We start from the raw sequence: 12,622 nt of genomic DNA, 5'->3' as shown, positions 1-12,622 counted from the left end.
ACCCTAGCCACTGCCTATGACAGGTCCAACTGGCTTCCGTGTCAGTGCACTTCGCGTGTCGAGGCAGCCTCGCGCCGCCTCAGCGGTTCCACTTCTTCGCCGCCCTCCGCCTTTGCAATGATCGGCCTCTCACCCGCGCCGCTCCCCCGCGATCCGGTTCGCCCGGCGCCGAAGTCACGAACCCCCCGCGATCCGGTTCGCCCGGCGCCGCGTGTCGCGAACCGCCACCGCCCCGCCCGAGATCGCAGCCACCAGCACGGCGCCGCCCACGACCACGCACGTCCCCAGGCGCGCGTTCCGCTCCTCCGCAGTCTCCCCCAGCTGGAGTTCGGCCGGGGTCGGCGGCTCGGCCACAGTTGCGCCTTCTCTCGCCACCGGCTTCTCGATCGGCTTGTCGTCCTCCGTCAGGGCTCGGACCGGGTCGACGACTCCCCAGCCGACCAGGCGGTCGTGGCCGGCGATCGAGCGTTCCGCGGTCTGCTGGATCTGGGCCACGATCTGCTTCTGCGTCCAGTCGGGGTGCTTGGCCTTGATCAGGGCGGCGACCCCGGCGGCGTATGGGGCCGAGAAGCTGGTGCCGTTGTCGGCGCAATGGCCGCCTCCGGGCACGGTCGAGATCATGTCGACGCCGGGGGCCGCGACGCCCACGAACTCGCCCGACTGTGAGAAGGGGGCGCGTTCGTTGTTGCGGTCCGATGCGGCGACCGCCAGGACCCCGTCGTACGAAGCGGGGTACGTCTCCTTGACGTTGCCGCCCAGGCCGTCGTTGCCGGCGGAGGCCACCACTACCACCTCCTTCCGGAGGGCAGCGTCAACAGCCAACTTCAGCGCAGGGTCCGGCTTTACCGCGTTCGCCGTGTCCTGAGAGATGTTGATGACGTCCGCGCGCGCTTCGTCGACGGCGTAGCGGATCGCCCGGGCGAGGCTCTTCGCGTCGCCGTGCCCCTCGGCGTCATTCTGCTTGATCGGGATGATCTTGGCGTCCGGGGCCAGGCCCACGAACCCCGTTCCCTTCGCCGGGCGAGCGGCGATGGTGCCGGCGATCTTGGTGCCGTGGCCGACTGTGTCCGTCGTGCCGTCCGGCTTGCCGCGCTCGATCCTGCTGCCCTTGTCGTCCTTCGGCGGGAGGAAGTTACGGCCGCTCTGCACGTCCACATTGGGGATGAGCTGCCTGTTCTTGATGTCCACGCCCGTGTCGATGACGGCGACACGTACGCCCTTGCCCGTGGACTGCTTCCACAGCTCGTCGAGCAACAGGCGCTGCAGCGCCCAGGGGCGGCCCTCGTAGGTCTTCCCCGGGAAGGTGCACTGGTCCGGGGTATCCGCGGATGCCGGTGTCGCGGCCATCAGCGGAAGGCCCAGGCCCACACCCATCAGAGCCGTCGCGGCCGCCCTCGCGCACGCACACCGGACCGTCGTGCCGTGCGTCATCCGCTCGCCCCTCACGAACCCTGCGGCTGCCGCGCCGCACTCGTCGACAGGCGAGGGCCGGTCGGCAGGAAGGTGGACCACTCGATCGGGACCGCGGCCGGGTCGACGTCCTTGTACCCCAGGCGCTTTTGCGCCTGCTGGGCCTCATCCCTGGCGGTCTCGTGTTGGTGCTTGGACTGGCCGATGCCCGAATCGTCCGTCGCCATATCGGCATTGGACTGCATCGCGTATCGCAGACCTGTGTCGGTCACCAGGAAGAGGAAGCCCGAGTCGGTCCTCGAACCCTGGTACTGGCGGTAGAGCTGACCGGATCCGGGTGTGACGTAGGCACTGCTGGAGCCGTTCGGGAGGGGCCTGGGGAACTCGGTGCCCGCCCAGGTGCTGAGTGTCGTACGGCCCCTGTTGTGGCCGCGCCGCTGCACATCGCGCAGAACGTTGCAGACCGTGTTGCGGCTGCCTGCCGCGGCGCTCGTCTCGTTGACTTGCTTCGGCTCTTCCTCCGGCCACGACATTTCCGTCCCGAATGCCTCGCCCGGCTTGAAGGTGGCAGCACTGACCTGCTTCGCGTTGCTGTTCTGCCCGAGGCCCGCCAGATCCCGGCTACCGAGGAGCAGCTTCGCGGTGAAGTCCGAGACGGGCGCGACATTGCCCGGCAGGACCACGTACTTCTGCTTCCTGGCGCCGGCGGGTGCCTCGAGGACCATGCCCACCTTGTAGCCCTCCCCGACTTTCGCGTCCGCACCAGGAACGCCAGGGATCTTCGGGAAGGTGATCTCGTCGCCCTTGTGCAGCGTCTTCAGCCATTGTTCGGACACACGCTGGGGTACAGGGTCCTGGCCCACCACCACGCGCAGCAGCAGCTCGTCGTCCTTGTCGACCTCGTACGCCGTGCCCGCAGCATCCACGACATAGTGGACCGGGCCGGGCCCCTCCACGTACAGCAGCTCGCCGCCCGTCAAGCGATTGGCCCCCTCGGTCTCCTTCCGCTCGCGTTCGGCGAGGACGAAGGTCGCCTTCTGGATGGCCCTGCCGCCCTGGCCGGGCCGCTCGCAGACCGCCCAGCGCTTGGCGGCGCGGGCTTCGCCCGCCTCCGGCAGGCGGTCAGGGGCGTACGGAATGCCGAGCGTCGCGCCGTGCGGGATCTTGCCGCTGTCGAGCACGGATTCGTCGACGTTGATGACCTCGCCCTTGTCCGGGTTGAGCAGGAGCTTGGCCGAGGACATGTTGAGCACAGGGTGCAACTGCCTCTTGCCCTTGGTCTCCAACACCACATAGCGCGTTGTCGACTTGCTCGCGATGATGACGTTCTCGCCCGGTGCACCCCACTTCTGCGGTGCGACCGGCTTGAACATCCCCCACGCGCCGAAGGCGGCAAGGATCACCACGCTGACGATCGCCCCGGGCACGACCGCCCGCAAGGGGCGGGGCGCACCTTCCTCCGTTCCTGTCGGATTGGGCTGCAGGAACTGCGCCACAAGCCTTCGCTTCGCGAAGGTATGGGCGTTCAGTTCGTCCCGCCGTGATGCCATGTGCCGTCTGACCCTCTCCCCGTCCGCGCTGGGCGATGGCTCCCCGCTCGCAGTCCCAGGCCCCTGTTGTCGTACCGGCCCCCTACTATGCCTGTTGGCTCCTTGCCCGCAGTGCTCAGGTAGGGTGATCGTTCGGTCAACGCCCGTGAAAGGCCGGCGACTTCGGATACGAGGGGGGGCAACGCCGCGATGGTTACGGTGACGGGCGAGCGCACTGGGCGCACTACCGCGCGGGCCTCCGGTGGCGCCAATGGCTCCCGTCGGTCCCGACGGCAACGCGGGAACGAGCACAGCGCCCATGCGGCCGCCCCGCCTCCCCCGGTGCCCGCAAAAACCACCTTGCGCCCGCTGTCGCTGTCCAGCCGCCTCGGGCCCTTTCAGCTACGGCAGTTGGTCCTCATCGAGATCGCCCTCGCCGTGGCCGCCGTCGGACTCGGCCCGGGTGGTCTGTGGTTGATCCCCGCGGTCGCGATCGCCTCCATGCTGGTGGCCATCGCGGTGATCCGCCGCCATGGACATGCCGTTCAGGATTGGGTGTCGACCGTCCTCGCCTTCCGTGCGCGCAAGCGGCAGGCCGCCCAGCCCCCGCCGCCCGGGATGGATCCGACGCTGGCTCCGGTCGTGGAGTGCGTGCCGGGGCTGCGCACGTACACGTACGTCGGCCGTGACCGGCGCACGGTCGGGATGCTCGGTGACGGGACGTTTCTCACCGCGGTGGTGCGGGTCGAGGCGGGTGGTGAGGCACTGCGCCCCGTATTCGGCGCTCGCGCACTTCCGCTGAACATACTGGCGAACGCCTTGCACGTGGACGACATCGTGCTGGAGTCGGCGCAACTCGTGCAGCAGGTGCGGTCGGCGCCCGCTCCGCATCTGCCCCAGCAGTCCGTGGCCCGGCTCTCGTACGCCCCCCTGCAGGAGCAGACCGGGGCGCCGGCGCTGCGAATGACCTGGGTGGCGCTGAAGCTGGACCCAGAGCTGTGTCCGGAAGCAGTCGAGGCACGAGGCGGCGGCATCGAGGGGGCGCAGCGCTGTCTGGTCCGCTTGGCGGACCATGTGGCGAGCCGGATAACGGGTGCCGGGTTTCGGGCGACCGTCCTGGACCAGGAGGAGTTGAACTCCGGGATGGCGACGTCGGCCTGCGCCAACCCGATGCTGGCCGCGCGTTCGGCCCGGCCTGATGCGGTGCCTCATCGGCGTACCGCCGAGACACCACGCGTGTGGCGCTGCGACGACCGTTGGCACACCACCTACACCGTGGGCCGCTGGCCCGAGTTGGGACGTGCGGCGACTCCACTGCCCCGGCTGGTGTCCCTGCTCACCTCGATCCCCGCGTACGCGACCACGTTCAGCCTCACCGTGCGCCGCGGTGAGCACCACGGGTTCATGAATGTGGGTGGCCATCTACGGATCACAGGCAGCTCCGACCACGATCTGGTCGGTGCGCGGCGGGCGTTGGAGGGGGCGGCGCGCTACGCGAAGGTCGGTCTCGTACGACTGGACCGTGAGCAGCTGCCGGGAGTGCTGGCGACGCTGCCGCTGGGAGGGGCCCGATGACGATGACCACCGGGACAGGGCCCATCGGTGCACTGCGGGGGCTGCTCGGACCGCGCCATGCCGGGCATTCCGTAGCCGCGGATCATCTCGGCGCCCTGTCGCTGCCCGTAGGCGACGACGGCGTTGTGATCGGCCACGACGCGGAAGGCCGACCTCAGCTGATGGGGTTGCACCGGCCCGAGCCGTACGAGGTGCTGTTGATCGGCGGCCTGTGGACCGCACAGGTGCTGGCTCTTCGCACGGCGGGGACGGGTGCGCGGGTGGCGGTCGAGACCGGTCGGGCACAGGCGTGGGCGACCTTGGTCCAGGCGGCCGGCGCTGGTCTGGAGTGCATCACCCTGCACGAGGTGGGCAAGGTTCCGCCCATGGGGGCGACGGTGGGCAGTCCGGTGCTGGTCGTGCGGGACTGCGGTATGCGTCCGCCTCGGGGGCGTACGGTGTCCTCGCCCTGGCAGTCGGTGCTGACACTGCTCCCCTACCTGAGCCCGGTGGCCCCGCGGCTCATCAGGAGTTCCTCGCTCGTGGGTATCCAGCGGGTCTCGCCGGATGAAGCCGCTCAGGTAGGCAAGATCCTTGGGCTCTCGCACAGGGAGACCGAGGCACTTCCGACCCTCGCCGACAGCGTGACGCTCTGGTGTGCCGGGCGGGACCGGCACTGGGTGATGACGGCGGGCACGGACGCGGAATCGGGCCTTCTGGGTTCCGCGCGCCGGGTGGACTGAGACTCTCCTCCCGAGGTGCCGCGGCAGGGCCTGCCACAGTATCGGGACGCGAGCACGGCTGGTCGGCTGCCTGCCGCGGCAGCTGAGCAGCTGACCAGCACAGTATCTCCGGCCGATGCTCTGTCGCCGGGAATCGATTTCCGGTGTTGGCCGTGATCAGTTGCCGAAGGCCAGGATCAGCTTCTCGGGGCCCTCGCCGACGCCCGTCACGCGGCTGGAGGCGATGAAGAAGCGGCCGTCCTCGTAGGTGAGGATCGAGGCGTAGAAACTGCGCTCGCTTTCCGCCCGCCGCCTGCGGGTTGCGCAGGACCGGCTTCGACGTGCCTCCGGTCGGGGAGATGCTGACGACCGCGCCCGGCTTGTCGTACGTCGGCTCCTGGTAGGCGAGGAGTTTGCCGTCCTCGATGCGGAGCGGGGACATCGTGCGGTCCGCGCCGGCCGTGGAGGTCCACTTGCGCTTGCCGGTGGCCAGGTCGAAGGCGTGGATCTCGTTCGACCGCCCGAAGCTCTCGCCGTCGCCCTTCTTGGGCTCGGTCGGCAGATAGAGCGTGTCCTCGTCCACGGCGACGCCCTGGCAGGCGCTGAGGTCCTTGGCGATGACGCTCATGCCGCAACTGGGGCGGTACGTGTTCTTGCCCAGGTCGATGGGTGCGCGGACCTTGCCGTCGGCGATGGAGACGATCCCGGCGGACTTGCGGTTCTTGTCGGCGAGCGAGAGCACCAGGGGGTCGGTGGAGAAGACCTGGCGCACCTGCATGCCGCCCTTGGTCTTCATGGTCCACTCGGCCTTGCCGGTGCGAGTGTCGAGCTTCTCCAGACGGGAGTTGTCGTCCAGGCAGGTGGTCACCCGCATCAGGGCCTTGCCGCCCGCGAAGCCGTCGACCGTGCAACCCGAGGCCTTCTCGGGCGTGGGGATCGCCACCGTACGGCTGTCCGTACGACGGTTGCTGCCCATGCGACGGTTGCTGCCCGTACGGCTGCCCCGACGGCGGCGGCTGTCCGTACGACGGTTGCTGCCCGTACGACGGTTGCTGCCCGTACGGCTGCCCCGACGGCGGCTGCCCGTATGGCGGCTGCCCCTGGGCGGGCGGACCGGCGTACGGGTTCGGGACGCCGGCCTGCGGCTGCGACGGCGGAGCCGCAGGCGCGGCGGGCGCGGCGGGCGCGGCGGGCGCTGGCGGGCGCTGGCGGGCGCGGCGGGCGCGGCGGGCGCGGCGGGCGCTGGCGGGCGCTGGCGGGCGCGGCGGCGCTGGCGGTGGCACCGGAGGTGCCTGCGCGGACTGCGCGGGTGGCTGCGGATATGCAGGGCCCGGTTCCTGTGGGGCGCCGAAGCCGCCCTGTGGCGGCGGGGACTGCTGGTCCGGCCGGTCCGGCTCGTCGGGTGGCCGGGGCGGCTGGGGTGGCTGCGACATCGGCGCATACCTCTTCATACGGGTTCGGCGCGCGACCAGCCTCCCCCGCAACTCCGGGCATGTTGCCCGGAGTGGAGCGAATCGCGCGCGAATCCCGCCAAGTGACCAATAATCCAGCGGAGGTTCTTTGTACCACCGGCCCGGACAAGTCCTCTCCGGAACCCCCACTTCCACACCTGCTTGTCACATCCGGACGAGGCGAACCGGATCCCGTCTCTCCTCTCGGCCTCGATCGGCAGGTCTCGTACGGGACTTCGGCGCGCTCCCGGGACCGGAGCGCTGTCGCGGGCACCGCGTGACGTACGGGACATCGCGCTCGTGGGGACGGCCCTGCCGGATGGGTGCACGCGGTGATTAGGCTGGGGTATGGAGCGGCTGTCGGCACCTGCGGGTCCGACGGGCGACGCCGACGGGGAAGGCCCAACTGGCCGCGGCAGCGGGGACAGTCGCTTCCCACTGCGCGTACACGGGTGAAAGACCACACCAGGAGGCATTGTGAGCAGCGATCGGGACGAGATCCGCGCGGGCGGAGGGACCCCCGGCGAGGATCGGTCCGACGCGGAGCCCGACCAGACGGGCGAGTTCACCATCGACTACACGCCGCCTGCCTGGTATACGAGTTCGTCGGCCGGTTCCGGCGGAAGCGGGAGCGGGAGCGGTTCGAACGGCTCGGGGAGCGGGAGCGGCGGGAACACGGCGTTTGCACCGCCACCGCCCTCCGGCGCACCGGTGTCGATGCCCGGCCTGCCCCCTGGAGGTGAGTTCGAGCCCGCGTGGAGCGCGTCGACCGCGCCCGCCCAGCAGTCCCGGGACGACGAGCCGGACGCGCGCGGGGAGGAAACCGATCCGACGGAGGCCGCGCAGGCCCAGGGCGCGGACCGCGACGTCGACGAGGAATCCCTGGCGGCCGAGGCGGCGGCACCCGGACGCCCGCTTCCGAACGGGGCCGATCCCGCGTCCATCCCCGTACCGCCGCTCTTCTCCATGCCGTCGGCCACGGCTCCTGCGGCAGGATGCGACGCCTCTTCCGCTTCCGGGGACGAATCCCCGGACGCGGACGCGGATGAGGACAAGGACGAGAACGAGGACGAGAACGAGGCGGACGTTTCGGCAGCGGACGAGCCGGGCGAGCCCGCTGTCGCGAGCGTGGCCGAGGGCGGCCCCGAAGCCCCGGAAGCCATCGACGGTGGCGGTGACGGTGACCTGCGCAGTGCCTCGACCATGCGCATCTCCACCGCCGCCCTGCGGCGCGAGATCGCGGAGCGATCCGCGGCGAAGGCCGGTGACGAGGCCGGTACGGGGCCCGGCGGCGACGCCGCGGCCGAGGACTCGGCTCCCAGTGCGGTGGCTTCGGTGGCTGAACGGTTCGGCCTCGCACAGGAGTTGACGGAGCGGCCGGACGCCGCTCCCGGCGACGGCACGGCCGATGGCAACGACGGCGACCGCGGCGCTGCCGGCGCCGACGCCGACGCCATGGGGTCCGGGGACCCGGGGCCCTCGGAGGCGGAGCCCTCGGAGGCGGAGCCGTCCGAGGTGGTCACCGCTTCCGCGGATGCGTCCGCGTCCGTTCCGTCCGCCACGGGTGACCCCGGCGACGAGGCGAACGACGCGGACGACACTGCAGAGGAGACCCCGGCCGCAGGTGTGTCGCAGCCGGAGGGTTCTTCGCCCCTCGCGTGGGCACCGCCGCCGGTGCCCGAGCCGCAGCCGAGGCCAGGCGTCGAACCACAGGACGCTCCCCCCGTAGCGTGGGCACCGCCACCGGTTCCGCAATCGGACCACCGGCGCGACGCAGACCCGGAGGACGCAGCGCCCATCGCGTGGGCACCGCCGCCGGTGCCCGAGCCCCGGTCGAGGCCGGGCGCCGAACCGCAGAACGCTCCGCCCATCGCCTGGGCTCCGCCCCCGGTACCGGAACCCCGGCCGAGGCCGGGCGCCGAACCGCGCGACGCCTCGCCGACCGCTTGGACGCCACCGCCCGTACCGAAGGCCGGCCTGCCGCCCCTGCCCCCAAACTTCCGCCCGGCCGAGCCGGAGCGGCAGCCGCAGGAACAAGAGCCGTCGGAACAACAGCCGCAGGCCCCAGAGCCCGCTGAGGCACAGGAACCGACACAGCCGCAGCCCCAGCAGGACCCCAACACGCCGGCCGGCGCGGGCGGTTACGGCTACCCGCAGCCGGGCACCGCCTGGCAGTCGCCGCACGCCCCGGTGCCCTCCCCCGCCCCGTCCCCGGAGGTGGATTCAGGCACCCGGCCCGCGGCACAGCCGCCGGCACAGCAGGGTGGCTACGGCTTCCCGCAGGTTCCCCGCCAGCGCACGGAAGGTCCGGCGCAGCCGCTCCCGGGCGTGCCCTCTGCTTCCCCGTCCGCGCCCACCCCCCCGGCCCCGGAACCTCCCGCGCCGGGACCGCAGCCGTACCCGCCAGGTGCCCACGCGCCCCAGCCGGGTACGCCGGACGCCCCGATGCCGCCCGCGGCCGGTGTGCCGGACACCGCGGCGCCGCAGGGAAGTTACGGCTACCCGCAGCCCGGCGCCGCATGGTCGCCGCAGGGAGGACAGCAACTCTCCGCCGCTGCCCAGCAACCCCCGGTTTTTCCGCAGCCGCAGCACCCTCAGCCCGGACAGCCAGGGCAACCCGTACAGCAGGGTCACCCCGGACAGCCGGGGACGCAGCCCGGACAGCCGGGGCAGCAGCCCGGACAGCTGCAGCCGGGAGGCGCTGTACAACCGCTGCCGGGACAGCCGCAACCCGGAGGCGCTGTCCAGCCGCCGCCCGGAGGCGCCGCTCAGCCGCCGCAGCAGCCCCAGCAGACCGCCGGCTACGGCTTCCCGCAGCCCCAACAGGCCCCGCCCGGCGGCGGTTACGGCTTCCCGCAGTCGCAGGCACACCCGCAGCCCGAGCCAGGGCAACAGCCCCAGCAGCAGCCTTGGCAGCAGCACCAAGCACCCGCCCGGCAACCCGGGCAGGCACAACCCCAACCGCCGCAGGGCGGACACCCGCACCAGCAGCAGAGGACTCCCGCCGGTGCCCCGGCCGACCCGCGCGCCGGCGGCTGGCCCGATATCAGCCCCGAGCAGCGGCAGCGCGCCGCCCAAGGGGCGCCTCTCGGCTATACCGCGGCCGTGGAGTTGTCCTCGGACCGGCTCCTGCGCAGCAACAAGCAGAAGCCCAAGAGCAAGAACCCGGTCAGCGGGGGCTCACGCTTCAAGATCGGCGGCAAAGCGGCGGAAGCCGAGCGGATGCGGAAGCTCGAGCTGATCCGTACGCCCGTACTGTCCTGCTACCGGATCGCCGTCATCAGCCTGAAGGGCGGCGTCGGCAAGACGACCACGACGACGGCTCTCGGCGCGACGCTCGCAACCGAGCGCCAGGACAAGATCCTCGCCATCGACGCCAACCCGGACGCCGGCACGCTCGGCCGCCGTGTCCGGCGCGAAACGGGCGCCACCATCCGCGACTTGGTACAGGCGATCCCGTACCTCAACAGCTACATGGACATCCGCCGGTTCACCTCGCAGGCGCCGTCCGGCCTGGAGATCATCGCCAACGACGTCGACCCGGCGGTCTCCACGACCTTCAACGACGAGGACTACCGCCGGGCGATCGACGTGCTCGGCAAGCAGTACCCGATCATCCTCACCGACTCGGGTACGGGTCTGCTCTACAGCGCCATGCGCGGCGTACTCGACCTCGCCGACCAGTTGATCATCATCTCGACGCCGTCCGTGGACGGTGCCAGCAGCGCCAGCACCACCTTGGACTGGCTCTCCGCACACGGCTATCAAGAGCTGGTGTCCCGCAGCATCACCGTCATCTCCGGAGTGCGCGAGACCGGAAAGATGATCAAGGTCGACGACATCGTGGCGCATTTCGAGACCCGCTGCCGCGGGGTCGTGGTCGTACCGTTCGACGAGCATCTGTCGGCGGGCGCGGAGGTCGACCTCGACATGATGCGGCCGAAGACCCGCGAGGCGTACTTCAACCTCTCGGCGCTCGTCGCCGAGGACTTCGCCCGCGCCCAGCACGACCAGGGGCTGTGGACGGCCGACGGCAACCCGCCGCCGCAGGTCGCTCCGCCGATGCCGGGTCAGCAGGGCTGGCCGCAGCCCCAGCCCGGGCAGCAGCCCGCCCAGCCGGGACAGCCCGGACCTCTGGGGCAGCCCGGACCGCCGGGACAGCCGTACCCGTACGGACAGCCGGGACAGCCGTACGGGCAGCCGCAGCAGAGCGGGCAGCCGCCGCAGCAGCCAGGCGCCCAGCAGGGCTGGACACAGCAGCCGGGCCAGCCGGGAGAACCGGGCCCCGCACAGCCCGGTTGGCCCCAGCAGCCGCAGCCGTCTCCCGGCCCACCGGCACCCCAGGGCGGTTACGGCCGGCCGCAGCTCCAGCCCGGGCAGCAGCCCGCCCAGCCGGGCCGGCCCGGACCGCCCGTCCAACAGCCCGGTCACCCGGGGCAGTCGGGCGCGCCCGGTGACGAGGCACAGTCCCAAGCGCCGCAGCCCGGGACGGGCTACGGCTTCCCGCCGCCCGTTCCGCCACAGCAGTAACCCGCCACGCCAAACGTCAGCACCGAGGCCCGCGAGTCCCGAGCCCGCGTGTTTCGGTGCACGGCCGCATTCACGGCAGCGAGGCGGAGGAAACGGCAATGGGAGGGCCCGGGCGCGGCGCGCGCCCGGGCCCTCCCAATTCCCTTCCCGACCCCGAAGAAGTCGGCCTCCCCGCCTCCGGTCTCAGCCGGTCATCGTCGGTCTCAGCCGGTCGTCGCCGGCCCGTTCTCGCCCCGCTTCGCCTCGTAGGCACCGACGAGTTCACGCGAGCGCTTCACATCGTTCGCGATGCCCTCCAACAGCGCCTCGATCGAGGCGAATTTCTCCTGCCCCCGCAGATGGGCGAGGAAGTCCACCGCAACATGCAGCCCGTACAGGTCGAGGCCGACGCGGTCGATCGCGTACGCCTCGACGGTCCGCTCGGTTCCCTCGAACTGCGGGTTCGTGCCCACCGAGATCGCCGCGGGCATCGACTCGCCCTCGACGTCGAGCCAGCCCGCGTAGACGCCGTCGGCCGGGATCGCGGTGTGCGGGAGCGTCTCGACGTTCGCCGTCGGATAGCCCAGCTCACGGCCGCGCTGCGCGCCCCGCACGACGACGCCCTCCACGCGGTGCGGGCGGCCGAGGATCTCCATCGCCCCGGCCACGTCTCCCTCGGCGACCAGACGCCGCGTCAGGGTCGAGGAGAAGGGCTCGCCGCCCCCGGCCTCGCCGCGTACGAACAGGTCGACGACCTCGACGTCGTAGTCGTACGTGGTCCCGAGCTCCGCCAGGAAGTCCACGGTGCCCGCCGCCCTGTGCCCGAAGCGGAAGTTGGGGCCCTCGACGACGGCCTTCGCGTGCAACTTGTCGACCAGCACCTTCACCACGAAGTCGGCGGGCGACAGCTTCGAGAACTCCGCCGTGAACGGCAGGATCAGCACGGCGTCCACGCCAAGCTCCGCCATCAGCTCCGCGCGCCGGTGGTGCGGGGCGAGCAGCGGCGGATGGCTGCCCGGGCGCACGACCTCGCTGGGGTGCGGGTCGAAGGTGACGACGACCGAGGGGATCCCGAGCTCGCGCGCGCGGGCCACGGCACGGCCGATGATGAGCTGGTGCCCTCGGTGAACGCCGTCATAGGAGCCGATGGTGACGACGCTGCGCCCCCACCCCTCGGGGATCTCCTCCAAGCCACGCCAGCGCTGCACTGTGACCGCTCCTCGCCCGAACCCGTGTATGTGATCGACGTGATGCCTATCCGATTGCGCAGGTCTAAGACTGCCATGCCGGATGCCCGCCTCCGTCACCGGCGTCGGCCCGCGGCCCGGACGTACGGCCCCAGGCGGTCGGCCCACGGCCGGGACGTACGGCCCCGCCCGCACCCGCCCCGGCTCGGGGCAACACCCGGCAACACCCGGCAACACCCGGCAACAGCATCCCGCCGACC

At 71.6% G+C, this 12,622-nt stretch carries 7 protein-coding genes; 4 read left to right on the top strand and 3 right to left on the bottom strand.

The features are described 5' to 3' along the window. Window positions 1-174 precede the first annotated feature (174 nt). Together mycP and eccB are read right to left on the bottom strand one after the other, a co-directional pair. Complete coding sequence (gene mycP, locus AB0M26_RS14865; protein ID WP_365260163.1) at window positions 175-1,374, bottom strand: type VII secretion-associated serine protease mycosin; 1,200 nt, start codon at window positions 1,372-1,374, stop codon at window positions 175-177. 68 nt (window positions 1,375-1,442) lie between these two features. Next, on the bottom strand, window positions 1,443-2,960 hold the full coding sequence (gene eccB, locus AB0M26_RS14860; protein ID WP_365260065.1) for a type VII secretion protein EccB: 1,518 nt from the start codon (window positions 2,958-2,960) through the stop codon (window positions 1,443-1,445). Window positions 2,961-3,149: 189 nt separating this feature from the next. Here eccB and eccE point away from each other — a divergent pair, with 189 nt between their 5' ends. From eccE to AB0M26_RS14840, 4 genes are all read left to right on the top strand, one after another. Beyond that, entirely contained in the window at window positions 3,150-4,514 is a 1,365-nt protein-coding gene (eccE, locus tag AB0M26_RS14855) for a type VII secretion protein EccE (RefSeq protein WP_365260062.1), read from the top strand. A gap of 2 nt (window positions 4,515-4,516) precedes the next feature. Continuing rightward, entirely contained in the window at window positions 4,517-5,236 is a 720-nt protein-coding gene (locus AB0M26_RS14850) for a hypothetical protein (RefSeq protein ID WP_365260160.1), read from the top strand. A gap of 596 nt (window positions 5,237-5,832) precedes the next feature. Next, complete coding sequence (locus AB0M26_RS14845; RefSeq protein ID WP_365260059.1) at window positions 5,833-6,753, top strand: hypothetical protein; 921 nt, start codon at window positions 5,833-5,835, stop codon at window positions 6,751-6,753. A gap of 390 nt (window positions 6,754-7,143) precedes the next feature. Then, window positions 7,144-11,196, top strand: coding sequence for an SCO5717 family growth-regulating ATPase (locus AB0M26_RS14840; protein WP_365260056.1), 4,053 nt, complete (start codon window positions 7,144-7,146; stop codon window positions 11,194-11,196). A gap of 203 nt (window positions 11,197-11,399) precedes the next feature. Here the strand turns inward: AB0M26_RS14840 and AB0M26_RS14835 are convergent, their stop codons facing one another. Continuing rightward, a complete protein-coding gene (locus AB0M26_RS14835; RefSeq protein ID WP_365260054.1) occupies window positions 11,400-12,383 on the bottom strand; it encodes a bifunctional riboflavin kinase/FAD synthetase in 984 nt (327 codons plus the stop codon). Window positions 12,384-12,622: the final 239 nt, after the last annotated feature.

Origin of the sequence: Streptomyces sp. NPDC051776, from assembly GCF_040681345.1 — a bacterium.
Taxonomy (GTDB): Bacteria; Actinomycetota; Actinomycetes; order Streptomycetales; family Streptomycetaceae; genus Streptomyces.
Note: the sequence above shows the minus strand (reverse complement) of the source record. Positions and strands in the feature narration are given on the sequence as shown.